Below are 25,296 nucleotides of genomic sequence, written 5' to 3' on the forward strand. Positions count from 1 at the left end.
AGATTATACTAAATTTTGTATAAATCAAATGCGCAGTTTGAACCTGCGCATTTGATGTTTTATCACACCTCATACTCCATCTCGCCATCCTTATGCAGCGGAATAATCTGCACCTTCTGCACGCGATGGCTTTCCACCTGCAACGTTTTAAGCAAATAATCCCCTACCTGAACTTCTTCACCTGGTTTTGGAATGCGCTGTAAATATTCCATCAGCAGCCCGGCGATAGTGTGATATTCTCGTTTTTCATCCAGCGGCAGCGGCACATATTGCACCAGATCTTCCAGCGGCATATGACCATTCGCCGTCCAGGAACCGTCGGCATTTTTTTGAATATCATGGCGGGCGTCAATCTCTTCCACTTCGTTCGGTAAGTTACCGGCAATGGTTTCAGTGACGTCACTTAATGTCACAATCCCTTCCACTGAACCAAACTCATCCACCACAAAAGCAAAGTGCGTGCGGGCATTACGGAACTGCTCCAGGGCAGGTAACAACGGCAAGGTTTCCGGGAACACCAGCGGCTGGCGTACCAGTACCCGCAGGTTGAGCGGTTCGCCACGCAGCGACTGTTGTAGCAGGTCGATAACGTGAACGACACCGAGCAAATCTTCCGCGTCATCGCCGTCAGTAACCACCAGTCGCGTGTGCTGATTTCGCTCCAGCAACTGGCGGATTTCCTCCTCTGGTGCGTTGAGATCGATATGCTCAATATCGTGGCGCGAGGTCATGATGCTGCTGACAGTACGCTGGTTAAGATTAAGTACCCGCTCAATCATCCGCCGTTCCTGCGGATTAAAGATTTGCTGGTCGCCATGATCCACCAGCATTGATGCAGTTTCGGCATCCAGTTCCGCATCTTCTTTTTGCCCGCTAAGCAGGCGCATTACCGCTTCGGTAGTCCGCTGGCGCAGCGTCTGGTTAGCGGAGAGAAAACGTCGCCGGTTAAAGATAGCCAACTGATTGAGCGCCTCGATCATCACCGAGAAACCAATGGCAGCGTACAGATAGCCCTTCGGAATAGCGAATCCGAAACCTTCCGCCACCAGGCTAAAGCCAATCATCAACAGGAAACTTAAACAGAGTATGACGATGGTCGGATGGCTATTAACGAACTGGGTTAACGGTTTGCTGGCCATCAACATCAGGCTGATAGCGATAACGACGGCGGCCATCATAACCAGTAAATGATCAACCATACCGACGGCGGTAATCACCGAGTCGAGTGAGAAGATAGCGTCCAGCACCACAATTTGCGTCACCACGCCCCAGAACTTCGCGCCTTTGCGTTGTGTGGGGTTATTGCTGTCTTTCCCTTCCAGCCGTTCGTTTAGCTCCATCGTGGCTTTGAACAACAGGAAGAAACCACCAAACAGCATGATTAAGTCGCGGGCGCTAAAGGTAAACGAGCGGAAGCTGAACAGTGGTTGGGTCAGGGTGACCAGCCAGGAGATTGACGCCAGCAGTAACAGGCGCATTAACATCGCCAGCAGCAGCCCGGTCACCCGTGCGCGGTCGCGCTGCTTCGGCGGTAGTTTTTCGGCGAGGATGGCAATAAAGACCAGGTTATCAATGCCGAGGACCAGTTCGATCACAATCAGCGTGATTAACCCGGCCCAGATAGACGGATCGGCAATCCATTCCATAGTAAGTACAAAACCTATTCGTTGTATGACAAATGTCACAATTCGATCATGGATAAATCAGGGCAAAAATGCAATGTCACAGCACTATTTATCTCACATTATTTGAGGATTATAACATCGCATTATCCCTGAATTAAAAGCGGGAATGATTAAATATTATTTAAGAAATACCGCATATAGAGACGCTATATTAAATATTGTCAACCTAAAGAAACTCCTAAAAAATACCACGAATGACACTTAATATAATTCTTAAAAATAGCCAATTGCCGAATTGTTACCTTGCCTGCTATTCCGTTAGCTGTAACACTTCCTCCTGCATTATTGGAGCGCCAATATTCAAATATCATAATGCCACATTACATCTGGAAAATTAATTCACCGAATAACGCTTTTTCATAAACGACTGCATGATGAAAGAGTTGGAAAATATAAACTAAATCAGTGTATTGGTAGCTAAAAAGCCAGGGGCGGTAGCGTGTCTGGATGCCTGAAAGACCAGTCTGAATTATTCTGTCAATAGCCAGCGGATGAAATCAATTTTTTTAGGACTGATGCCAGTTAAATTCTTATTCAATTAACTGCAAGGTAAATGTGCATGCGACATTGCTATTAATAGTGCACAGGATAATTACTCTGCCAAAGTGATAAATAAACAATGATGAAATCCAAAATGAAATTGATGCCATTATTGGTGTCAGTAACCTTGATAAGCGGTTGCACAGTACTTCCGGGCAGCAATATGTCGACGATGGGGAAAGACGTCATCAAACAGCAGGACGCTGATTTCGATCTCGACAAAATGGTGAATGTTTATCCGTTGACCCCGCGCCTGATTGATCAATTACGCCCACGCCCGAATGTAGCGCGCCCCAATATGACGCTGGAAAGTGAGATCGCGAATTACCAGTATCGCGTCGGGCCGGGCGATGTTCTTAATGTCACCGTCTGGGATCACCCGGAACTCACCACGCCAGCCGGTCAGTATCGTAGCTCCAGCGACACCGGCAACTGGGTACAGCCTGACGGAACCATGTTCTACCCGTATATCGGCAAGGTTCACGTAGTGGGGAAAACGCTCGCTGAAATCCGCAGTGATATTACCGGGCGCTTAGCGACGTACATCGCTGACCCGCAGGTGGACGTTAATATCGCCGCCTTCCGCTCGCAAAAAGCGTATATCTCCGGTCAGGTGAATAAATCCGGTCAACAGGCGATCACCAACGTACCACTGACCATTCTCGATGCCATCAACGCCGCAGGTGGCCTGACCGACACCGCTGACTGGCGCAACGTGGTGCTAACACACAATGGTCGTGAAGAACGCATTTCTTTGCAGGCGCTGATGCAAAACGGCGACCTCAATCAGAACCGACTGCTTTACCCCGGCGATATTCTCTACGTGCCGCGTAATGATGATCTGAAAGTATTTGTGATGGGTGAAGTGAAGAAACAGAGCACCCTGAAAATGGACTTTAGCGGCATGACCCTGACTGAAGCCCTGGGCAATGCTGAAGGCATCGACATGACCACCTCCAACGCCAGCGGCATCTTTGTCATTCGTCCGCTGAAAGGCGAGGGGGGGCGTAACGGCAAGATTGCCAATATCTACCAGCTGGATATGTCCGATGCCACGTCGCTGGTGATGGCGACAGAATTCCGCCTGCAACCTTATGACGTGGTGTATGTCACCACTGCTCCGGTTTCCCGCTGGAACCGTCTGATCAATCAGTTGCTGCCAACTATTAGCGGTGTCCGTTACATGACGGATACAGCCAGCGACATTCATAACTGGTAATCGTCATGTTTAACAACATCTTAGTTGTCTGTGTCGGCAATATTTGCCGTTCCCCGACGGCGGAACGCTTACTGCAACGTTATCACCCGGAGCTGAAAGTGGAGTCCGCTGGACTCGGCGCGCTGGTCGGTAAGGGCGCTGATCCTACCGCTATCAGCGTCGCCGCAGAACATCAACTGTCTCTGGAAGGTCACTGTGCCCGTCAAATCAGCCGCCGTCTGTGTCGCAACTACGACCTGATTTTGACCATGGAAAAGCGCCATATCGAACGCTTATGCGAGATGGCACCTGAGATGCGCGGCAAAGTGATGCTGTTTGGTCACTGGGATAACGAATGTGAAATCCCCGATCCGTATCTCAAAAGTCGGGAAACGTTTGCAGCGGTGTACACATTACTTGAACGGTCTGCCCGCCAGTGGGCGCAGGCATTGAACGCAGAGCAGGTATAAGAATGACAGAAAAAGTAAAACAACATGCCGCTCCGGTAACGGGCAGTGATGAAATCGATATCGGTCGCCTGGTCGGCACCGTCATTGAAGCGCGCTGGTGGGTGATTGGCATCACCGCCGTATTCGCCCTCTGTGCCGTGGTTTACACCTTCTTCGCTACGCCGATTTATAGTGCCGACGCACTGGTACAAATCGAGCAAAGCAGCGGCAATTCGCTGGTGCAGGATATCGGATCGGCATTAGCCAACAAACCGCCAGCATCGGACGCTGAGATCCAGTTGATTCGTTCGCGTCTGGTGCTTGGTAAAACGGTGGACGATCTCGACCTCGATATTGCGGTGAGCAAAAACACGTTCCCGATTTTCGGTGCGGGCTGGGATCGCCTGATGGGTCGTCAGAACGAGACGGTGAAAGTCACCACCTTTAACCGCCCGAAAGAGATGGCGGATCAGGTGTTTTCGCTTAATGTGCTGGACAACAAAAACTACACCTTGAGCAGCGACGGCGGCTTTAGCGCCCGTGGGCAAGCGGGCCAGATGCTGAAAAAAGAAGGCGTCACGCTGATGGTTGAAGCTATTCACGCCAGCCCGGGCAGTGAGTTTACCGTCACCAAATACTCCACGCTGGGGATGATCAACCAACTGCAAAACAGCCTGACGGTAACGGAGAACGGCAAAGACGCAGGCGTTTTGAGCCTGACTTATACCGGTGAAGATCGCGAACAGATCCGCGACATTCTTAACAGCATCGCCCGTAACTATCAGGAACAAAATATTGAGCGCAAATCGGCGGAAGCGTCGAAAAGCCTCGCTTTCCTCGCGCAACAGTTACCGGAAGTACGTAGCCGCCTCGATGTTGCCGAAAACAAACTGAATGCCTTCCGTCAGGATAAAGATTCTGTTGATCTGCCGCTGGAAGCGAAAGCGGTGCTCGATTCGATGGTGAACATCGACGCACAATTGAACGAACTGACCTTTAAAGAAGCGGAAATCTCCAAGCTGTTCACCAAAGTTCACCCGGCGTATCGCACGCTGCTGGAGAAACGTCAGGCGCTGGAAGATGAAAAGGCCAAACTTAACGGTCGCGTAACGGCGATGCCGAAAACCCAGCAGGAAATTGTCCGTCTGACCCGCGATGTCGAGTCTGGTCAGCAGGTCTATATGCAACTGCTGAATAAAGAGCAGGAGCTGAAAATCACCGAAGCCAGCACCGTCGGCGATGTGCGCATTGTTGACCCGGCAATCACCCAGCCTGGCGTGCTGAAACCGAAGAAAGGGCTGATTATCCTCGGCGCGATTATCCTTGGCCTGATGCTCTCTATCGTGGGTGTACTGCTGCGCTCGTTGTTTAATCGCGGTATCGAAAGCCCGCAGGTGCTGGAAGAGCACGGTATCAGCGTCTATGCCAGCATCCCGCTGTCGGAATGGCAGAAAGCGCGCGATAGCGTCAAAACCATCAAAGGGATTAAACGCTATAAACAGAGCCAGCTACTGGCGGTGGGGAATCCAACCGATCTGGCGATTGAAGCCATCCGCAGTCTGCGTACCAGTCTGCACTTCGCGATGATGCAGGCGCAGAACAATGTGTTGATGATGACCGGGGTTAGCCCGTCAATCGGTAAAACCTTTGTCTGCGCCAACCTGGCGGCGGTGATCAGCCAGACCAATAAACGGGTGTTGTTGATCGACTGCGATATGCGCAAAGGCTACACCCACGAGCTGTTGGGCACTAATAACGTTAATGGCCTGTCTGAAATTCTGATTGGTCAGGGCGATATTACTACCGCTGCAAAACCGACCTCTATTGCCAAATTTGACCTGATCCCGCGCGGTCAGGTGCCGCCAAATCCTTCTGAACTGTTGATGAGCGAACGCTTTGCCGAACTGGTGAACTGGGCGAGTAAAAACTACGACCTGGTGTTGATTGATACGCCGCCGATTTTGGCAGTGACCGATGCGGCAATTGTCGGGCGTCATGTCGGAACCACGTTGATGGTGGCGCGTTATGCGGTCAACACCTTGAAAGAAGTGGAAACCAGTCTGAGCCGCTTTGAGCAAAACGGTATTCCGGTGAAAGGGGTGATTCTGAACTCCATCTTCCGCCGCGCCAGCGCGTATCAGGATTATGGCTATTACGAATACGAATATAAGTCGGACGCGAAATAACGACACCTGCATTCGCACCGCCCCGTAGGCCGGATAAGGCGTTCACGCCGCATCCGGCAAGCAAACCAGCCCATAAGCCGGGAGAACAAACTATGAAAGACAATCCGCTGATCTCAATCTATATGCCGACCTGGAACCGCCAACAACTGGCGATTCGGGCGATAAAATCGGTCCTGCGCCAGGACTACAACAACTGGGAGATGATCATCGTGGATGATTGCTCCACCTCCTGGGAACAGCTGCAACAGTACGTCACCGCCCTCAACGATCCGCGTATCACTTACATCCACAACGACATTAACAGCGGGGCGTGCGCGGTACGTAACCAGGCGATTATGCTGGCGCAAGGGGAATACATCACCGGGATCGATGATGATGATGAATGGACACCCAACCGCCTGAGCGTCTTCCTCGCCCATAAACAGCAACTGGTCACTCACGCCTTTTTGTACGCTAACGACTACGTTTGCCAGGGCGAAGTCTATTCCCAACCGGCAAGCTTACCGCTGTATCCCAAATCGCCGTATTCACGCCGCCTGTTTTACAAACGCAATATCATTGGCAATCAGGTTTTTACTTGGGCATGGCGTTTCAAAGAGTGTTTGTTCGATACCGAACTGAAAGCGGCACAGGATTACGACATCTTCCTGCGGATGGTGGTGGAGTACGGCGAACCGTGGAAAGTGGAAGAGGCGACGCAGATCCTGCATATCAATCACGGCGAAATGCAGATCACCTCGTCACCGAAAAAATTCTCCGGATACTTCCACTTTTACCGCAAGCACAAAGACAAATTTGACCGTGCCAGCAAAAAATATCAGCTGTTTACCCTCTACCAGATCCGCAATAAACGCATGACCTGGCGCACTTTGCTGACGCTGCTGTCGGTGCGGAACGGCAAACGTCTGGCTGATGGTATTCGGGGGCGTTAAGGATGCTGGAAGATCTGCGCGCCAACAGCTGGAGTTTACGCCCGTGCTGCATGGTTCTTGCCTATCGCGTCGCTCATTTTTGTTCGGTGTGGCGCAAAAAGAACGTCCTCAACAATCTGTGGGCGGTCCCGTTGCTGGTGCTGTATCGCATTATCACCGAATGCTTTTTCGGTTATGAAATCCAGGCTGCCGCAACCATTGGCCGCCGTTTCACTATCCATCACGGTTACGCCGTAGTGATCAATAAAAACGTGGTAGCGGGGGATGATTTCACCATTCGCCACGGCGTCACTATCGGCAATCGGGGTGCCGATAACATGGCATGTCCACACATTGGCAACGGCGTCGAACTCGGTGCCAACGTCATTATTCTTGGTGATATCACGATTGGTAACAACGTCACCGTGGGCGCGGGCAGCGTGGTGCTCGACTCTGTCCCGGACAACGCGCTGGTGGTGGGAGAAAAAGCGCGAGTGAAGGTAATTAAATGAATATTCTGCAATTTAATGTGCGACTGGCGGAAGGCGGGGCGGCAGGTGTGGCGTTAGATCTCCACCAGCGTGCGCTGCAACAGGGGCTGGCATCACATTTTGTCTACGGCTACGGCAAAGGCGGCAAAGAGAGCGTCAGTCATCAAAACTATCCGCAGGTAATCAAACATACGCCGCGGATGACCGCGATGGCGAACATTGCCCTGTTTCGTCTGTTTAATCGCGATCTGTTTGGCAATTTCAATGAGTTATATCGCACCATTACTCGCACCCCGGGACCGGTGGTCCTGCATTTCCATGTGCTGCATAGCTACTGGTTGAATCTTAAGAGCGTGGTGCGCTTTTGCGAAAAGGTGAAAAACCATAAACCGGACGTGACTCTGGTCTGGACGCTGCACGACCATTGGAGTGTTACCGGGCGCTGCGCCTTTACTGATGGTTGTGAAGGCTGGAAAACGGGCTGCCAGAAATGCCCGACCTTAAATAATTATCCGCCGGTGAAGATTGATCGCGCGCACCAGCTGGTGGCGGGCAAACGCCAGTTATTCCGTGAGATGCTGGCACTGGGCTGTCAGTTTATTTCCCCCAGCCAGCATGTGGCTGATGCTTTCAATAGCCTGTACGGTCCAGGGCGTTGCCGGATTATCAATAATGGCATTGATATGGCAACCGAGGCGATTCTGGCGGACTTGCCTCCGGTGCGCGAAACTCAGGGTAAGCCGAAAATCGCGGTGGTGGCGCATGACCTGCGTTACGACGGCAAAACTAACCAGCGACTGGTGCGCGAGATGATGGCGCTGGGCAACAAAATCGAACTGCATACCTTCGGTAAGTTCTCGCCGTTCACCGCTGGTAATGTGGTTAATCACGGCTTTGAAACCGACAAACGTAAGTTAATGAGCGCGCTCAATCAGATGGATGCGCTGGTGTTCAGTTCTCGCGTCGATAACTACCCGCTGATTTTGTGTGAGGCGCTATCGATTGGTGTACCTGTAATCGCTACCCATAGCGACGCGGCGCGGGAAGTGCTGCAAAAATCCGGCGGTAAAACCGTCAGCGAAGAAGACGTGCTGCAACTGGTGCAGTTAAGCAAACCGGAAATCGCGCAGGCGATATTTGGTACCACGCTGGCTGAGTTCAGCCAACGCAGCCGCGCCGCCTACAGTGGACAACAGATGCTGGAGGAGTATGTCAACGTCTATCAGAATCTGTAGCTACCTGCTGCTGCCGCTGATTTACCTGCTGGTTAACGTCAAAATCGCCCAGCTTGGCGAAAGTTTCCCCATCACCATCGTCACTTTTTTACCTGTCTTATTACTGCTGTTTTTAGAGCGCATCAGCGTTAAAAAATTGATGATTGCCCTGGGGATTGGTGCGGGACTCACGGCGTTTAACTACCTGTTTGGTCAGTCGTTGGATGCCAGTAAATACGTCACTTCAACCATGCTGTTTGTCTATATTGTGATCATTATTGGTATGGTGTGGAGTATTCGCTTTAAAACGATTTCACCACACAACCATCGCAAGATATTACGCTTTTTTTATCTGGTGGTCGGGCTGGTGGTGGCGCTGGCGGCGGTGGAGATGGCGCAAATTATCCTCACCGGCGGCAGCAGTATTATGGAGTCGATTTCGAAATATCTGATTTACAGCAACAGCTATGTACTGAATTTCATTAAATTCGGCGGCAAGCGCACGACAGCACTTTATTTCGAACCGGCATTTTTCGCTCTGGCATTAATCTCAATTTGGCTCAGTATCAAACAGTTTGGTATCAAAACGCCTAAAACAGATGCTATGATTCTCGCAGGAATAATATTATCTGGATCGTTTTCAGGGGTTATGACCTTTATCCTGTTTTATTTGCTGGAGTGGGCATTTCAATATCTGAATAAAGAGGCGATTAAGAAAAAGTTACCGTTAGCATTGATTTCTCTGGCTGTATTCCTGGTTGGTGTGGTAATCGCGCTTCCTTATATTTCCACCCGTCTGGGCGATTTAGGTACGGAAGGATCGTCATCGTATTATCGTATTGTCGGTCCGCTGGTGATGGTCGGTTATTCTTTGACCCATATTGACGGTGTAGTCAGATTTGGCTCACTTTATGAATATGTTGCATCATTCGGAATATTTAACGGTGCGGATGTCGGAAAAACCATAGACAATGGTTTGTATCTGCTGATTATTTATTTTTCCTGGTTCGCAGTGTTTTTATCGCTGTGGTACATGGGGAAAGTAATAAAAATGATGATCAACGCTTTTGGTGATAATCGCAATTTTCGTGTGCAGCTCTATCTTTTTACTCCGGTGTCGCTGTTTTTTACCGGATCGATATTTAGCCCGGAATATGCTTTTTTAATCGTCTGTCCGTTTATTTTGCGAAAAGCGTTAAATATACACCCTAAATAATTCGAGTTGCAGGAAGTTGGTGACGCAGCGAATCCCCAGGAGCGTACACGAGTACGTGACTGGGGTGAGCGAGGAAAACCAACGCAAATGCAGCTTGAAGTATGACGGGGATAACGAGGTAAAACATGTTGCTTAGCATAATCACTGTCGCGTTTCGTAACCTCGAAGGGATAGTCAAAACACATGCCTCGCTGGCGCATCTGGCGCAGGCGGACGATATCAGCTTCGAATGGATTGTTGTCGATGGCGGTTCCAATGACGGCACCCGTGAGTATCTGCAAAATCTCAATGGTATCTATAACCTACGCTTTGTCAGCGAGCCAGATAACGGTATCTATGACGCCATGAACAAAGGCATAGAAATGGCGCAAGGCAAGTTCGCGTTGTTTCTCAACTCGGGCGATATTTTCCATCAGGATGCCGCACATTTTGTCCGTAAGTTAAAAATGCAAAAAGATAACGTGATGATCACCGGCGATGCGCTGCTGGATTTTGGCGACGGACATAAAATTAAACGTAGCGCCAAACCGGGCTGGTATATTTATCACAGCTTGCCCGCCAGTCATCAGGCGATATTTTTCCCGGTATCCGGTTTGAAAAAATGGCGTTATGACCTGGAATATAAAGTTTCTTCCGATTACGCGCTGGCGGCCAAAATGTATAAAACTGGTTATGCATTTAAAAAACTCAATGGCCTGGTGTCTGAATTTTCCATGGGTGGGGTATCTACCACCAATAATATGGAATTGTGTGCCGATGCGAAAAAAGTCCAACGACAAATATTACATGTGCCTGGCTTCTGGGCAGAATTATCCTGGCATTTACGCCAACGTACTACCTCAAAGACGAAAGCCTTATATAACAAAAGCTGAATATAAGGGAAAACAATGCAAGATTTAAGCGGTTTCTCGGTGCCGAAAGGGTTCCGGGGCGGCAACGCTATTAAAGTGCAATTGTGGTGGGCAGTACAGGCGACAATATTTGCCTGGTCGCCACAAGTATTGTATCGCTGGCGGGCATTTTTATTACGTTTATTCGGCGCAAAAATAGGAAAAAACGTAGTTATTCGTCCGTCAGTAAAAATTACCTATCCGTGGAAATTAACTTTAGGTGATTACGCGTGGGTTGGCGATGACGTCAATTTATATACCCTCGGCGAAATAACCATTGGTGCACATTCAGTGATTTCACAAAAAAGTTATTTGTGCACCGGTAGCCATGACCACGCAAGTCGACATTTCACCATTAACGCCACGCCTATTGTGATTGGCGAGAAATGCTGGCTGGCGACAGATGTCTTTGTCGCGCCTGGCGTCACGATCGGCGACGGCACCGTCGTGGGTGCGCGAAGCAGTGTTTTTAAATCGCTTCCGGCAAATGTGGTTTGCCGGGGGAATCCCGCATTGGTGATACGCGAACGCGTTGAAACTGAATAAATTCAAAAAATACAGAGGAATAAGACATGTCAAAAGTCGCTCTCATCACCGGTGTAACCGGACAAGACGGTTCTTACCTGGTAGAACTGCTGCTGGAAAAAGGTTACGAGGTGCATGGTATTAAGCGTCGTGCATCGTCATTCAACACCGAGCGCGTGGATCACATTTATCAGGATCCGCACACCTGCAACCCGAAATTCCATCTGCATTATGGCGACCTGAGTGATACCTCCAACCTGACGCGCATTTTGCGTGAAGTGCAGCCGGATGAAGTGTACAACCTGGGCGCAATGAGCCACGTTGCGGTCTCTTTTGAGTCACCAGAATATACCGCAGACGTTGACGCGATGGGTACGCTGCGCCTGCTCGAGGCGATCCGCTTCCTCGGTCTGGAAAAGAAAACTCGTTTCTATCAGGCTTCCACCTCTGAACTGTACGGTCTGGTGCAGGAAATTCCGCAGAAAGAAACCACGCCGTTCTACCCGCGCTCTCCATATGCGGTCGCCAAACTGTACGCCTACTGGATCACCGTTAACTACCGCGAATCCTACGGCATGTACGCCTGTAACGGTATTCTCTTTAACCATGAATCCCCGCGCCGCGGCGAAACCTTCGTTACCCGCAAAATCACCCGCGCAATCGCCAACATCGCCCAGGGGCTGGAGTCGTGCCTGTACCTCGGCAATATGGATTCCCTGCGTGACTGGGGCCATGCCAAAGACTACGTAAAAATGCAGTGGATGATGCTGCAACAGGAACAACCGGAAGATTTCGTTATTGCCACCGGCGTTCAGTACTCCGTGCGTCAGTTCGTAGAAATGGCGGCAGCACAGCTGGGCATCAAACTGCGCTTTGAAGGCACGGGTGTTGAAGAGAAGGGCATTGTGGTTTCCGTCACTGGGCATGACGCGCCGGGCGTTAAACCGGGTGATGTGATTATCGCCGTTGACCCGCGTTACTTCCGTCCGGCTGAAGTTGAAACGCTGCTCGGCGACCCGACCAAAGCGCACGAAAAACTGGGCTGGAAACCGGAAATCACTCTCAGAGAGATGGTGTCTGAAATGGTGGCTAATGACCTCGAAGCGGCGAAAAAACACTCTCTGCTGAAATCTCACGGCTACGACGTGGCGATCGCGCTGGAGTCATAAGCATGAGTAAACAACGCATTTTTATCGCTGGCCATCGCGGGATGGTCGGTTCCGCCATCAGGCGTCAGCTCGAACAGCGCGGTGATGTGGAACTGGTATTACGCACCCGCGACGAGCTGAACCTGCTGGACAGCCGCACGGTGCATGATTTCTTTGCCAGCGAGCGCATTGACCAGGTTTATCTGGCGGCGGCGAAAGTGGGCGGTATTGTTGCCAATAACACGTATCCGGCGGATTTCATCTACCAGAACATGATGATTGAGAGCAACATCATTCACGCCGCGCATCAGAACGACGTGAACAAACTGCTGTTTCTCGGATCGTCCTGTATCTACCCGAAACTGGCAAAACAGCCGATGGCAGAAAGCGAGCTGTTACAGGGCACGCTGGAGCCGACCAACGAGCCTTATGCCATTGCCAAAATCGCTGGGATCAAACTGTGCGAATCTTACAACCGCCAGTATGGACTCGATTACCGCTCAGTCATGCCGACCAACCTGTACGGGCCGCACGACAACTTCCACCCGAGTAACTCGCACGTGATCCCTGCATTGCTGCGTCGCTTCCACGAGGCGACGGCACAGAATGCGCCGGACGTGGTGGTGTGGGGCAGCGGTACACCGATGCGCGAATTTCTGCATGTCGATGATATGGCGGCGGCAAGCATTCATGTGATGGAGCTGGCGCACGAAGTCTGGCTGGAGAACACCCAGCCGATGTTGTCGCACATTAACGTCGGCACGGGCGTTGACTGCACTATCCGCGAGCTGGCACAAACCATCGCCAAAGTGGTGGGTTACAAAGGTCGGGTGGTTTTTGATGCCAGTAAACCGGATGGTACGCCGCGCAAACTGCTGGATGTGACGCGCCTGCATCAGCTTGGCTGGTATCACGAAATCTCACTGGAAGCGGGGCTTGCCAGCACTTACCAGTGGTTCCTTGAGAATCAAGACCGCTTTCGGGGGTAATGATGTTTTTACGTCAGGAAGACTTTGCCACGGTAGTGCGCTCCACACCGCTTGTCTCTCTCGACTTTATTGTCGAGAACAGTCGCGGCGAGTTTCTGCTTGGCAAAAGAACCAACCGCCCGGCGCAGGGTTACTGGTTTGTGCCGGGAGGGCGCGTGCAGAAAGACGAAACGCTGGAAGCCGCATTTGAGCGGCTGACGATGGCGGAACTGGGGCTGCGTCTGCCGATAACAGCAGGCCAGTTTTACGGTGTCTGGCAGCACTTTTATGACGATAACTTCTCCGGCACGGATTTCACCACTCACTATGTGGTGCTCGGTTTTCGCTTCAGAGTCGCTGAAGAAGATCTGTTACTGCCGGATGAGCAGCATGACGATTACCGCTGGCTGACGCCGGACGCACTGCTCGCCAGTGACAATGTTCACGCTAACAGCCGCGCCTATTTTCTCGCTGAGAAGCATGCCGGAGTACCCGGATTATGAAAATACTGGTCTACGGCATTAACTACTCGCCGGAGTTAACCGGCATCGGCAAATACACCGGCGAGATGGTGGAATGGCTGGCGGCACAAGGTCATGAGGTGCGGGTCATTACCGCACCGCCTTACTACCCGCAATGGCAGGTGGGCGAGAACTATTCCGCCTGGCGGTACAAACGAGAAGAGGGGGCCGCCACGGTGTGGCGCTGCCCGCTGTACGTGCCAAAACAGCCGAGCACTCTGAAACGCCTGTTGCATCTCGGCAGTTTTGCCGCCAGCAGTTTCTTTCCGCTGATGGCGCAACGTCGCTGGAAGCCGGATCGCATTATCGGCGTAGTACCAACACTGTTTTGCACACCGGGAATGCGCCTGCTGGCGAAACTCTCTGGCGCGCGCACCGTGCTGCATATTCAGGATTACGAAGTGGATGCCATGCTGGGGCTGGGCCTTGCCGGAAAAGGCAAAGGCGGCAAAGTGGCACAGCTGGCGACGGCCTTCGAACGTAGCGGACTGCATCACGTTGGTAACGTCTCCACGATTTCGCGTTCGATGATGAATAAAGCCATCGAAAAAGGCGTGGCGGCGGAAAACGTCATCTTCTTCCCCAACTGGTCGGAAATCGCCCGTTTTCAACATGTTGCAGACGCCGATGTTGATGCCCTTCGTAACCAACTTGGCCTGCCGGATAACAAATCAATCATTCTTTACTCCGGCAATATTGGGGAAAAGCAGGGGCTGGAAAACGTTATTGAAGCTGCCGATCGCCTGCGCGATGAACCGCTGATTTTTGCCATTGTCGGGCAGGGCGGCGGCAAAGCGCGGCTGGAAAAAATGGCGCAGCAGCGTGGACTGCGCAACATGCAATTTTTCCCGCTGCAATCGTATGACGTTTTACCCGCACTGCTGAAGATGGGCGATTGCCATCTGGTGGTGCAAAAACGCGGCGCGGCAGATGCCGTATTGCCGTCGAAACTGACCAATATTCTGGCGGTAGGCGGTAACGCGGTGATTACCGCAGAAGCCCACACAGAACTGGGGCAGCTTTGCGAAACCTTTCCGGGGATCGCGGTTTGCGTAGAACCGGAATCGGTCGAGGCGCTGGTGGCGGGGATTCGTCAGGCGCTCCTGCTGCCCAAACACAACACGGTGGCACGTGAATATGCCGAACGCACGCTCGATAAAGAGAACGTGTTACGTCAATTTATAAATGATATTCGGGGATAATTATGGCGCAGTCGAAACTCTATCCAGTTGTGATGGCAGGTGGCTCCGGTAGCCGCTTATGGCCGCTTTCCCGCGTACTTTACCCCAAGCAGTTTTTATGCCTGAAAGGCGATCTCACCATGCTGCAAACCACCATCTGCCGCCTGAACGGCGTGGAGTGCGAAAGCCCGGTGGTGATTTGCAATGAGCAGCACCGCTTTATTGTCGCGGAACAGCTGCGTCAACTGAACAAACTCACCGAGAACATTATTCTCGAACCGGCAGGGCGAAACACTGCACCCGCCATTGCGCTGGCAGCACTGGCGGCAAAACGTCATAGCCCGGAGAGCGACCCATTAATGCTGGTGCTGGCGGCGGATCATGTGATTGCCGATGAAGATGCTTTTCGCGCCGCCGTGCGTAACGCCATGCCGTATGCCGAAGCGGGCAAACTGGTGACTTTCGGCATTGTGCCGGATCTACCAGAAACCGGATATGGCTATATTCGTCGCGGTGAAGTGTCGGCGGGTGAGCAGGATACGGTGGCCTTTGCAGTGGCGCAGTTTGTCGAAAAACCGAATCTGGAAACCGCCCAGGCCTATGTGGCAAGCGGCGAATATTACTGGAACAGCGGCATGTTCCTGTTCCGCGCCGGACGTTATCTCGAAGAACTGAAAAAATATCGCCCGGATATTCTCGACGCCTGTGAGAAAGCGATGAGCACCGTCGATCCGGATCTCGATTTTATTCGTGTGGATGAAGAGGCTTTTCTGGCCTGCCCGGAAGAGTCAGTGGATTACGCGGTCATGGAACGTACGGCAGATGCCGTTGTGGTGCCGATGGATGCGGGCTGGAGCGATGTCGGTTCCTGGTCCTCTTTATGGGAGATCAGCGCTCACACTGCGGAAGGCAATGTTTGCCACGGCGATGTGATTAATCACAAAACTGAAAACAGCTATGTGTATGCCGAATCTGGCCTGGTCACTACCGTCGGGGTGAAAGATTTGGTGGTAGTACAGACCAAAGATGCGGTGCTGATTGCCGACCGTAATGCGGTGCAGGATGTGAAAAAAGTGGTCGAGCAGATCAAAGCCGATGGTCGCCATGAGCATCGGGTGCATCGCGAAGTGTATCGCCCGTGGGGTAAATATGACTCTATCGACGCGGGCGATCGCTACCAGGTGAAACGCATCACCGTGAAACCGGGTGAGGGCTTGTCGGTACAAATGCACCATCACCGCGCGGAACACTGGGTCGTGGTCGCGGGAACGGCAAAAGTCACCATCAACGGTGATATCAAACTGCTTGGTGAAAACGAGTCCATTTATATTCCGCTGGGGGCGACGCACTGCCTGGAAAACCCGGGGAAAATTCCGCTCGATTTAATTGAAGTGCGCTCCGGCTCTTATCTCGAAGAGGATGATGTGGTGCGCTTCGCGGATCGCTACGGACGGGTGTAAACGTCGCATCAGGCACTGTTTGTCGGATGCGGCGTAAGCGCCTTATCCGACCTACGGCTCGGATTTGTAGGCCTGATAAGACGCGGTAGCGTCGCATCAGGCAATGAATGCGAAACCACGATGTAAATAACGACAAAAACAAAATTGGCCGCTTCGGTCAGGGCCAACTATTGCCTGAAAAAGGGTAACGACATGAAAAAATTAACCTGCTTTAAAGCCTATGATATTCGCGGAAAATTAGGCGAAGAACTGAATGAAGATATTGCCTGGCGCATTGGTCGTGCCTATGGCGAATTTCTTAAACCGAAAACCATTGTTTTAGGCGGTGATATCCGCCTCACCAGCGAAACCTTAAAACTGGCGCTGGCAAAAGGTTTACAGGATGCGGGCGTCGATGTGCTGGATATTGGCATGTCCGGCACCGAAGAGATCTATTTCGCCACGTTCCATCTCGGTGTGGATGGCGGCATCGAAGTTACTGCCAGCCATAATCCGATGGATTACAACGGCATGAAACTGGTGCGCGAAGGGGCTCGCCCGATCAGTGGTGATACCGGACTGCGCGATGTCCAGCGCCTGGCAGAAGCTAACGACTTTCCTCCCGTCGATGAAACCAAACGCGGTCGCTATCAGCAAATCAATCTGCGTGACGCTTACGTTGATCACCTGTTCGGTTATATCAACGTCAAAAACCTCACGCCGCTCAAGCTGGTGATTAACTCCGGGAATGGCGCAGCGGGTCCGGTGGTGGACGCCATTGAAGCCCGCTTTAAAGCCCTCGGCGCGCCTGTGGAATTAATCAAAGTGCACAACACGCCGGACGGCAATTTCCCCAACGGTATTCCTAACCCGCTGCTGCCGGAATGCCGCGACGACACTCGCAATGCAGTCATTAAACACGGCGCAGATATGGGCATTGCTTTTGATGGCGATTTTGACCGCTGTTTCCTGTTTGACGAAAAAGGGCAGTTTATCGAGGGCTACTACATTGTCGGCCTGCTGGCAGAAGCGTTCCTCGAAAAAAATCCCGGCGCGAAGATCATCCACGATCCCCGTCTTTCCTGGAACACCGTTGATGTGGTGACTGCCGCAGGCGGCACGCCGGTGATGTCGAAAACCGGACACGCCTTTATTAAAGAACGTATGCGCAAGGAAGACGCCATCTACGGTGGCGAAATGAGCGCCCACCACTACTTCCGTGATTTTGCTTACTGCGACAGCGGCATGATCCCGTGGCTGCTGGTCGCCGAACTGGTGTGCCTGAAAGAGAAAACGCTGGGCGAACTGGTGCGCGACCGGATGGCGGCGTTTCCGGCAAGCGGTGAGATCAACAGCAAACTGGCGCAACCCGTTGAGGCGATTAACCGCGTCGAACAGCACTTTAGCCGTGAGGCGCTGGCAGTGGATCGTACCGATGGCATCAGCATGATCTTTGCCGACTGGCGCTTTAACCTGCGCTCTTCCAACACCGAACCGGTGGTGCGCCTGAATGTGGAATCGCGCGGTGATGTGCCGCTGATGGAAGCGCGAACGCGAACTCTGCTGACGTTGCTGAACGAGTAATGTCGGATCTTCCCTTACCCCATTGCGGGTAAGGGGCTAATAACAGGAACAACGATGACAAATCTAAAAAAGCGCGAGCGAGCGAAAACCAATGCATCGTTAATCTCTATGGTGCAACGCTTTTCAGATATCACCATCATGTTTGCCGGACTATGGCTGGTTTGCGAAGTCAGCGGACTGTCATTCCTCTACATGCACCTGTTGGTGGCGCTGATTACGCTGGTGGTGTTCCAGATGCTGGGCGGCATCACCGATTTTTATCGCTCATGGCGCGGTGTTCGGGCAGCGACAGAATTTGCCCTGTTGCTACAAAACTGGACCTTAAGCGTGATTTTCAGCGCCGGACTGGTGGCGTTCAATAATGATTTCGACACGCAACTGAAAATCTGGCTGGCGTGGTATGCGCTGACAAGTATCGGACTGGTGGTTTGCCGTTCGTGTATTCGCATTGGGGCGGGCTGGCTGCGTAACCATGGCTATAACAAGCGCATGGTCGCAGTGGCGGGGGATTTAGCCGCCGGACAAATGCTGATGGAGAGCTTCCGTAATCAGCCGTGGTTAGGGTTTGAAGTGGTGGGCGTATACCACGACCCGAAACCAGGCGGCGTTTCTAACGACTGGGCGGGCAATCTGCAACAGCTGGTCGAGGATGCGAAAGCGGGCAAGATTCATAACGTCTATATTGCGATGCAAATGTGCGACGGCGCGCGCGTGAAAAAACTGGTCCATCAACTGGCGGATACCACCTGTTCGGTGCTGCTGATCCCTGATGTATTTACCTTCAATATTCTTCATTCCCGTATCGAAGAGATGAACGGCGTACCGGTGGTGCCGCTATACGACACGCCGCTTTCCGGAGTTAACCGCCTGCTAAAACGTGCGGAAGACATTGTGCTGGCGACGCTGATCTTGCTGCTGATCTCCCCGGTGCTGTGCTGTATTGCGCTGGCGGTAAAACTCAGTTCACCAGGGCCGGTTATTTTCCGCCAGACTCGCTACGGCATGGATGGCAAACCGATCAAAGTGTGGAAGTTCCGTTCCATGAAAGTGATGGAGAACGACAAAGTGGTGACTCAGGCGACGCAGAACGATCCGCGCGTAACCAAAGTGGGGAACTTTCTGCGCCGCACTTCGCTGGACGAATTGCCGCAGTTTATCAATGTGCTGACCGGGGGGATGTCGATTGTGGGTCCACGTCCGCACGCGGTGGCGCATAACGAACAATATCGCCAGCTCATTGAAGGCTACATGCTGCGCCATAAGGTGAAACCGGGCATTACTGGCTGGGCGCAGATTAATGGCTGGCGCGGCGAAACCGACACGCTGGAGAAAATGGAAAAACGCGTCGAGTTCGACCTTGAGTACATCCGCGAATGGAGCGTCTGGTTCGATATCAAAATCGTTTTCCTGACGGTATTCAAAGGCTTCGTTAATAAAGCGGCATATTGATATGAGCTTACGTGAAAAAACCATCAGCGGCGCGAAGTGGTCGGCGATTGCCACGGTGATCATTATCGGCCTCGGGCTGGTGCAGATGACCGTGCTGGCGCGGATTATCGACAACCACCAGTTCGGTTTGCTTACTGTGTCGCTGGTGATCATCGCGCTGGCAGATACGCTTTCTGACTTCGGTATCGCTAACTCGATTATTCAGCGAAAAGAAATCAGCCACCTGGAACTCACCACGCTGTACTGGCTGAACGTCGGGCTGGGGATCGTGGTGTGCGTGGCGGTGTTTTTGTTGAGTGATGCCATTGGTGACGTGCTGAATAACCCGGACCTGGCACCGTTGATTAAAACATTGTCGCTGGCGTTTGTGGTGATCCCCCACGGGCAGCAGTTCCGCGCGTTGATGCAGAAGGAGCTGGAGTTCAACAAAATCGGCATGATCGAAACCAGCGCGGTGCTGGCGGGCTTCACTTTTACGGTGGTTAGCGCCCATTTCTGGCCGCTGGCGATGACCGCGATCCTCGGTTATCTGGTCAATAGTGCGGTAAGAACGCTGCTGTTTGGCTACTTTGGTCGCAAAATTTATCGCCCCGGTCTGCATTTCTCGCTGGCGTCGGTGGCACCGAACTTACGCTTTGGCGCCTGGCTGACGGCGGACAGCATCATCAACTATCTCAACACCAACCTTTCGACGCTGGTGCTGGCGCGTATTCTTGGCGCGGGCGTGGCAGGAGGATACAACCTGGCGTACAACGTGGCCGTTGTGCCGCCGATGAAACTGAACCCAATCATCACCCGCGTGTTGTTTCCGGCGTTTGCCAAAATTCAGGACGACACCGAAAAGCTGCGCATTAACTTCTACAAGCTGCTGTCGGTGGTAGGAATTATCAACTTTCCGGCGCTGCTCGGGCTGATGGTGGTGTCGAATAACTTTGTACCGCTGGTCTTTGGTGAAAAGTGGAACAGCATTATTCCGGTACTGCAATTGCTGTGTGTCGTGGGGCTTCTGCGCTCCGTGGGTAACCCGATTGGTTCGCTGCTGATGGCGAAAGCGCGGGTCGATATCAGCTTTAAATTCAACGTATTCAAAACCTTTCTGTTTATTCCGTCGATTGTTATTGGTGGGCAGATGGCGGGCGCGATTGGCGTCACGCTTGGCTTCCTGCTGGTGCAGATTATCAACACCATTCTGAGTTACTTCGTGATGATTAAACCGGTGCTCGGTTCCAGTTATCGCCAGTACATCCTGAGTTTATGGCTGCCGTTTTATCTCTCGCTGCCGACGCTGGTGGTCAGTTATTCGCTGGGCGTATTGCTGAAAGCACAACTGGCGCTGGGGATGCTGCTGGCGGTGCAAATAGCCGCGGGCGTGCTGGCGTTTGTGGTGATGATTGTGCTGTCGCGCCATGCGCTGGTGGTGGAAGTGAAGCGTCAGTTTTGTCGCGGCGAAAAAATGAAAATGCTTTTACGGGCGGGGTGAGTTGTTGTTTTCGGTTCCGATAACGGTTGCCGGATGCGGCGTAAACGCCTTATCCGGCCTACGGTTCTATGCTCGGGACCTGTAGGCCTGATAAGACGCACCAGCGTCGCATCAGGTAAAAAGCGGCAACGAACACAACAAGCACAGCCTCACCTGGCGTCTAATTTATGAGGAAAAAATGAAATTACTTATTCTGGGCAACCACACTTGCGGCAATCGCGGTGACAGCGCCATCCTGCGCGGCTTACTTGATGCCATCAACATCCTAAATCCACACGCCGAAGTGGACGTGATGAGCCGCTATCCGGTCAGTTCTTCCTGGCTGCTCAATCGCCCGGTAATGGGCGATCCGCTGTTCCTGCAAATGAAACAACACAACAGCGCGGCGGGCGTTGTCGGGCGCGTTAAAAAAGTCCTCCGTCGCCGCTACCAGCATCAGGTATTGCTTTCCCGTGTGACCGACACTGGCAAGCTGCGTAATATCGCTATCGCCCAGGGATTCACCGACTTCGTGCGCCTGCTGTCAGGTTACGACGCCATTATCCAGGTCGGCGGATCGTTTTTTGTCGATCTCTACGGCGTGCCGCAGTTTGAACACGCACTTTGCACGTTTATGGCAAAAAAGCCGCTGTTTATGATTGGTCATAGCGTCGGTCCATTCCAGGATGAGCAATTTAACCAACTGGCGAACTACGTCTTTGGTCACTGCGACGCGCTGATCCTGCGCGAATCGGTCAGTCTTGAACTGATGAAACGCAGCAATATCACTACCGCAAAAGTTGAACATGGCGTCGATACCGCGTGGCTGGTCGATCACCACACAGAAGATTTCACCGCCAGCTATGCTGTTCAACACTGGCTGGACGTTGCCGCACAACAGAAAACGGTGGCAATTACCCTGCGCGAACTGGCACCGTTCGACAAACGTCTCGGCACCACTCAGCAAGCGTATGAAAAAGCCTTTGCCGGGGTGGTCAATCGCATTCTCGACGAAGGCTATCAGGTGATTGCGCTCTCCACCTGTACGGGCATCGACAGCTATAACAAAGACGACCGCATGGTGGCGCTCAATCTGCGCCAGCATATCAGCGATCCTGCTCGTTACCACGTGGTGATGGATGAACTCAACGACCTGGAAATGGGCAAAATTCTTGGTGCCTGTGAACTCACCGTCGGTACGCGCCTGCACTCTGCCATTATCTCAATGAACTTTGCCACTCCGGCGATTGCCATCAACTACGAACATAAATCCGCCGGGATTATGCAGCAGCTGGGACTGCCAGAGATGGCAATTGATATCCGTCATTTACTGGACGGCAGCCTGCAAGCGATGGTTGCGGATACCTTAGGCCAGCTTCCGGCGCTGAACGCGCGACTTAACGAAGCCGTCAGTCGCGAACGTCAGACAGGAATGCAGATGGTGCAATCTGTGCTTGAGCGCATCGGGGAGGCGAAATGAAGGTCGGCTTCTTTTTACTGAAATTTCCGCTGTCGTCGGAAACCTTCGTTCTCAACCAAATTACCGCGTTTATTGATATGGGCTTTGAGGTGGAGATTGTCGCGCTGCAAAAAGGCGACACCCAGAACACTCACGCGGCATGGACGAAATATAACCTTGCCGCCAGAACCCGCTGGTTACAGGACGAACCACAAGGCAAAGTAGCGAAACTGCGCCACCGCGCCAGCCAGACCTTACGCGGCATTCATCATAAAAATACCTGGCAGGCGCTCAACCTTAAACGCTATGGTGCCGAGTCGCGGAACCTGATTTTGTCTGCTATTTGCGGCCAGGTCGCAACACCGCTTCATGCCGATGTATTTATCGCTCATTTTGGCCCGGCGGGGGTAACCGCAGCAAAACTACGCGAACTGGGTGTCATTCGCGGCAAAATTGCGACTATCTTCCATGGCATTGATATCTCCAGTCGGGAAGTGCTCAACCACTACACTCCCGAATATCAGCAACTGTTCCGCCGTGGCGACCTGATGTTACCGATAAGCGATTTGTGGGCCGGAAGGCTGCAAAAAATGGGCTGCCCTAGGGAAAAAATTGCCGTATCGCGTATGGGCGTGGACATGACGCGCTTTAGCCCACGTCCGGTGAAAGCGCCCGCAACACCGCTGGAAATCATTTCCGTCGCACGCTTAACCGAGAAAAAAGGCCTGCACGTGGCGATTGAAGCCTGCCGTCAGTTGAAAGAGCAGGGCGTGGCATTTCGCTATCGCATTCTCGGCATTGGCCCGTGGGAACGACGGCTGCGTACCCTCATCGAACAATATCAACTGGAAGATGTGGTGGAGATGCCGGGCTTTAAACCGAGCCACGAAGTGAAGGCGATGCTCGACGACGCGGATGTTTTCCTGCTGCCATCAGTTACGGGCGCGGACGGTGATATGGAAGGCATTCCGGTGGCGCTGATGGAGGCGATGGCGGTCGGCATTCCGGTGGTTTCTACTCTGCATAGCGGAATTCCGGAACTGGTAGAGGCCGATAAATCCGGCTGGCTGGTACCTGAGAACGATGCCTGTGCACTGGCGCAACGACTGGCGGCGTTTAGCCAACTGGACACCGACGAACTGGCTCCGGTCGTCAAACGCGCGCGCGAAAAAGTCGAACACGATTTTAACCAGCAGGTGATTAACCGAGAACTCGCCAGCTTGTTGCAAGCTTTATAGAGGAGAACGCATGCCATTTAAAAAACTCTCCCGACGCACCTTCCTGACGGCAAGCTCGGCGCTTGCCTTCCTTCATACCCCTTTCGCCCGTGCACTTCCTGCCCGACAAAGCGTTAATATCAACGACTACAATCCACACGACTGGATCGCCTCATTTAAACAGGCTTTCAGCGAAGGGCAAACGGTCGTCGTGCCTGCCGGATTGGTTTGTGACAATATCAACACCGGCATCTTCATTCCTCGTGGCAAAACGTTACACATCCTTGGAAGCCTGCGCGGCAACGGCAGAGGGCGATTTGTCTTACAGGACGGCAGCCAGGTGACAGGGGAGGAGGGCGGCCGTATGCATAACATCACCCTTGATGTGCGCGGTTCTGACTGCACCATTAAAGGGTTGGCGATGAGCGGCTTTGGCCCGGTAACGCAGATTTATATCGGCGGCAAAAATAAACGTGTCATGCGCAACCTGACTATCGATAACCTGACTGTTAGCCACGCTAATTACGCCATTTTACGCCAGGGATTTCATAACCAGATTATCGGTGCCAACATCACCAATTGTAAGTTCAGCGACTTACAGGGCGACGCTATTGAATGGAATGTAGCAATCAATGATCGCGACATTTTGATATCTGACCATGTCATCGAGCGCATCAACTGTACTAACGGCAAAATCAACTGGGGTATTGGCATAGGACTGGCAGGAAGTACTTACAATAATAACTACCCGGAAGACCAGTCGGTTAAAAACTTTGTCGTGGCGAATATCACGGGATCGGATTGTCGGCAACTGATTCATGTTGAGAACGGCAAACACTTCATCATTCGTAATATCAAGGCTCATAATATTACGCCAGCTTTCAGCAAGAAAGCGGGTATTGATAACGCCACGGTAGCGATATATGGATGTGATAACTTTGTTATTGACAATATAGAAATGACCAATAGTGCCGGAATGTTAATCGGTTACGGAGTCATTAAAGGTAAGTATCTCTCAATACCACAAAACTTCAGATTGAATAATATTCATCTTGATAACACTAACATTGCCTGGAAATTGCGCGGAATCCAAATTTCCGCAGGGAATGCCGTCTCATTCGTGGCGTTGAACAACATTGAAATAAAGCGTTCTTCGCTGGAGCTTCACAACAAGCCGCAACACATTTTTATGCGTAATATCAACGTAATGCAAGAATCCACTGCGGGGCCGGCATTGACCATGAATTTCGACCTGCGAAAGGACGTTCGTGGTGTCTTTATGGCAAAGAACGAGACGTTACTGTCGCTGGTAAATGTTCATGCGGTGAATGAAAAAGGACAAAGTTCAGTCGATATCGACAGGATTAATCACCATGTCGTTAATGTGGAAAATATTAACTTTAAGCTGCCGGAACGGGGCAGGTAGATTTGCGACCATTCCTGGAAAAATAGAGCCATACTTAGGAATAACGCTACTGCAATCTTGAGCGAAGCGGCGTAACATCGGAAGTAAATCAGTAATCAATTCAGGGGAATTGATGCTGGCGAAAAAAATCGAACAAGCTA

21 protein-coding genes are annotated in these 25,296 nt (G+C 52.0%); 20 read left to right on the top strand and 1 reads right to left on the bottom strand.

Annotated elements, in window-relative coordinates:
* Positions 1 to 62: 62 nt before the first annotated feature.
* The gene (locus FEK66_RS11985; RefSeq protein WP_130260014.1) at positions 63 to 1,646 is read right to left on the bottom strand and encodes a TerC family protein; all 1,584 of its coding nucleotides are present in this window, start codon (positions 1,644 to 1,646) and stop codon (positions 63 to 65) included.
* A gap of 658 nt (positions 1,647 to 2,304) precedes the next feature.
* On the opposite strand from FEK66_RS11985, the gene wza reads away from it, so the two are divergent.
* The 20 genes from wza (at position 2,305) to wcaM (ending at position 25,156) form a co-directional block, all read left to right on the top strand.
* Complete coding sequence (gene wza / locus FEK66_RS11990; RefSeq protein ID WP_000978094.1) at positions 2,305 to 3,444, top strand: polysaccharide export protein Wza; 1,140 nt, start codon at positions 2,305 to 2,307, stop codon at positions 3,442 to 3,444.
* Positions 3,445 to 3,449: 5 nt separating this feature from the next.
* On the top strand, positions 3,450 to 3,893 hold the full coding sequence (gene wzb / locus FEK66_RS11995) for a low molecular weight protein-tyrosine-phosphatase Wzb (RefSeq protein ID WP_135494452.1): 444 nt from the start codon (positions 3,450 to 3,452) through the stop codon (positions 3,891 to 3,893).
* Between the two features lie 2 nt (positions 3,894 to 3,895).
* Positions 3,896 to 6,058 (top strand): tyrosine-protein kinase Wzc, encoded by a 2,163-nt coding sequence (gene wzc, locus FEK66_RS12000; protein WP_130206938.1) that lies wholly within the window; start codon positions 3,896 to 3,898, stop codon positions 6,056 to 6,058.
* A 92-nt stretch (positions 6,059 to 6,150) separates the two neighbouring features.
* Entirely contained in the window at positions 6,151 to 6,990 is an 840-nt protein-coding gene (gene wcaA / locus FEK66_RS12005; protein ID WP_000654487.1) for a colanic acid biosynthesis glycosyltransferase WcaA, read from the top strand.
* Between the two features lie 2 nt (positions 6,991 to 6,992).
* Positions 6,993 to 7,481, top strand: coding sequence for a colanic acid biosynthesis acetyltransferase WcaB (wcaB, locus tag FEK66_RS12010; protein ID WP_135491607.1), 489 nt, complete (start codon positions 6,993 to 6,995; stop codon positions 7,479 to 7,481).
* Positions 7,478 to 8,695, top strand: coding sequence for a colanic acid biosynthesis glycosyltransferase WcaC (gene wcaC, locus FEK66_RS12015; RefSeq protein WP_135494450.1), 1,218 nt, complete (start codon positions 7,478 to 7,480; stop codon positions 8,693 to 8,695). Before wcaB ends, wcaC begins: the two co-directional genes overlap by 4 nt.
* Positions 8,670 to 9,890 (top strand): colanic acid polymerase WcaD, encoded by a 1,221-nt coding sequence (gene wcaD / locus FEK66_RS12020; RefSeq protein ID WP_135494448.1) that lies wholly within the window; start codon positions 8,670 to 8,672, stop codon positions 9,888 to 9,890. Before wcaC ends, wcaD begins: the two co-directional genes overlap by 26 nt.
* A 125-nt stretch (positions 9,891 to 10,015) precedes the next feature.
* Positions 10,016 to 10,762 (top strand): colanic acid biosynthesis glycosyltransferase WcaE, encoded by a 747-nt coding sequence (gene wcaE / locus FEK66_RS12025; protein WP_135494446.1) that lies wholly within the window; start codon positions 10,016 to 10,018, stop codon positions 10,760 to 10,762.
* A gap of 15 nt (positions 10,763 to 10,777) precedes the next feature.
* Positions 10,778 to 11,326, top strand: coding sequence for a colanic acid biosynthesis acetyltransferase WcaF (gene wcaF, locus FEK66_RS12030; RefSeq protein WP_130206930.1), 549 nt, complete (start codon positions 10,778 to 10,780; stop codon positions 11,324 to 11,326).
* A 26-nt stretch (positions 11,327 to 11,352) separates the two neighbouring features.
* On the top strand, positions 11,353 to 12,474 hold the full coding sequence (gmd, locus tag FEK66_RS12035) for a GDP-mannose 4,6-dehydratase (protein WP_135494444.1): 1,122 nt from the start codon (positions 11,353 to 11,355) through the stop codon (positions 12,472 to 12,474).
* Between the two features lie 2 nt (positions 12,475 to 12,476).
* On the top strand, positions 12,477 to 13,442 hold the full coding sequence (gene fcl, locus FEK66_RS12040; protein WP_135494442.1) for a GDP-L-fucose synthase: 966 nt from the start codon (positions 12,477 to 12,479) through the stop codon (positions 13,440 to 13,442).
* Between the two features lie 2 nt (positions 13,443 to 13,444).
* On the top strand, positions 13,445 to 13,924 hold the full coding sequence (gene gmm, locus FEK66_RS12045) for a GDP-mannose mannosyl hydrolase (protein ID WP_135494592.1): 480 nt from the start codon (positions 13,445 to 13,447) through the stop codon (positions 13,922 to 13,924).
* Positions 13,921 to 15,144: a colanic acid biosynthesis fucosyltransferase WcaI gene (wcaI, locus tag FEK66_RS12050; protein ID WP_135494440.1), complete on the top strand. Its 1,224-nt coding sequence runs from the start codon at positions 13,921 to 13,923 to the stop codon at positions 15,142 to 15,144. Before gmm ends, wcaI begins: the two co-directional genes overlap by 4 nt.
* Positions 15,145 to 15,146: 2 nt before the next feature.
* Positions 15,147 to 16,583 carry a mannose-1-phosphate guanyltransferase gene (gene cpsB / locus FEK66_RS12055; protein WP_135494438.1) on the top strand — a complete coding sequence of 479 codons (1,437 nt, stop codon included), beginning with the start codon at positions 15,147 to 15,149 and terminating at the stop codon, positions 16,581 to 16,583.
* A 192-nt stretch (positions 16,584 to 16,775) separates the two neighbouring features.
* Positions 16,776 to 18,146, top strand: coding sequence for a colanic acid biosynthesis phosphomannomutase CpsG (gene cpsG, locus FEK66_RS12060; RefSeq protein ID WP_130260002.1), 1,371 nt, complete (start codon positions 16,776 to 16,778; stop codon positions 18,144 to 18,146).
* A 54-nt stretch (positions 18,147 to 18,200) separates the two neighbouring features.
* Positions 18,201 to 19,595, top strand: coding sequence for an undecaprenyl-phosphate glucose phosphotransferase (wcaJ, locus tag FEK66_RS12065; protein WP_025670468.1), 1,395 nt, complete (start codon positions 18,201 to 18,203; stop codon positions 19,593 to 19,595).
* Position 19,596: 1 nt separating this feature from the next.
* Positions 19,597 to 21,075: a colanic acid undecaprenyl disphosphate flippase WzxC gene (gene wzxC / locus FEK66_RS12070; protein WP_135494436.1), complete on the top strand. Its 1,479-nt coding sequence runs from the start codon at positions 19,597 to 19,599 to the stop codon at positions 21,073 to 21,075.
* Positions 21,076 to 21,253: 178 nt separating this feature from the next.
* Complete coding sequence (wcaK, locus tag FEK66_RS12075) at positions 21,254 to 22,534, top strand: colanic acid biosynthesis pyruvyl transferase WcaK (protein ID WP_135407181.1); 1,281 nt, start codon at positions 21,254 to 21,256, stop codon at positions 22,532 to 22,534.
* Positions 22,531 to 23,751, top strand: a complete 1,221-nt coding sequence (wcaL, locus tag FEK66_RS12080) for a colanic acid biosynthesis glycosyltransferase WcaL (RefSeq protein WP_135494434.1) — start codon at positions 22,531 to 22,533, stop codon at positions 23,749 to 23,751. The genes wcaK and wcaL overlap by 4 nt, the downstream gene beginning before the upstream one ends.
* 10 nt (positions 23,752 to 23,761) lie before the next feature.
* The gene (wcaM, locus tag FEK66_RS12085) at positions 23,762 to 25,156 is read left to right on the top strand and encodes a colanic acid biosynthesis protein WcaM (protein ID WP_130206913.1); all 1,395 of its coding nucleotides are present in this window, start codon (positions 23,762 to 23,764) and stop codon (positions 25,154 to 25,156) included.
* The last annotated feature ends 140 nt before the right edge of the window (positions 25,157 to 25,296 follow it).

It is taken from the genome of Escherichia sp. E1130 (assembly GCF_005781065.1).
In the GTDB taxonomy this organism is placed as follows: Bacteria; Pseudomonadota; Gammaproteobacteria; order Enterobacterales; family Enterobacteriaceae; genus Escherichia.